The following is a 780-nucleotide window of genomic DNA, read 5'->3' as shown; positions in this document are numbered from 1 at the left end:
TCTTGAAAATCTACATAATTATCACTCATAATATTAATTATATTTATCTTATTCCCATTATTTTCATTATCCCTTTTTAAAGTTTGCATATCAACAGATCCCCAACTTACAAAAATAGTTTTATTTTTCCTACCCATTTATCAAACTTAATCATAATATCATTAAACTTTTTAGCTGTATCTATGCCTGGTTGCTGTATTTTTGTAAGTTCTATAATTTTTTCATTTAGTTTTACATTAAATAAGGGTTTTATTAAGGAATAAAAGCAATCTGTACATCCATTCTTAATGTTATATTTAACTGCACCTATAGCTATAGTTTCACTTAAGTTTTTTCTCCTATAAGACCATAATTCATTTCTAAATCAAAAAATACAATATTTTCATAGTCATCTATTAAATCACTTAAGCTTTTTAAAACCACTTTTTTATTAATTTTTTAAAATTTTTTCTAAAAAATTGTTTACAAAGGAGTTGCTGTATTTATGATATCTTATTTTACAATTTTCATTTTTTTCTAAGAACCTATAAATATTTTTATTCTTACAATCATTTAAAGATTTTACTATTTCTCTATTTCTAGCCCATATTTCAATTTCTTCTTTAAGATCTATTTTATTATCCATATATAAACAATTCAAAAGTTTTAATATAGATTCTATAATTTTTATGGAACTTTCTCTAATACTATTACTTTTAAATTTTTATTTTTATTTAAAATAACTTTATCTTCTTTAATTATTATTATTTTAGATGTAACAATTTTATTTATCTTATTATA

The 780-nt window shown here is 20.1% G+C and carries 2 protein-coding genes; both read right to left on the bottom strand.

Going from position 1 to position 780, the window contains the following annotated elements; translation table 11 throughout:
* Positions 1 to 106: 106 nt before the first annotated feature.
* Complete coding sequence (locus CSGHG_RS24965; RefSeq protein ID WP_412766356.1) at positions 107 to 316, bottom strand: 3'-5' exonuclease family protein; 210 nt, start codon at positions 314 to 316, stop codon at positions 107 to 109.
* Between the two features lie 114 nt (positions 317 to 430).
* Positions 431 to 640, bottom strand: a complete 210-nt coding sequence (locus CSGHG_RS19200) for a hypothetical protein (protein WP_207635854.1) — start codon at positions 638 to 640, stop codon at positions 431 to 433.
* Positions 641 to 780 lie beyond the last annotated feature (140 nt).

The sequence above is a fragment of the Clostridium senegalense JC122 genome (assembly GCF_000285575.1).
Taxonomy (GTDB): Bacteria; Bacillota; Clostridia; order Clostridiales; family Clostridiaceae; genus Clostridium_J; species Clostridium_J senegalense.
Note: the sequence above shows the minus strand (reverse complement) of the source record. Positions and strands in the feature narration are given on the sequence as shown.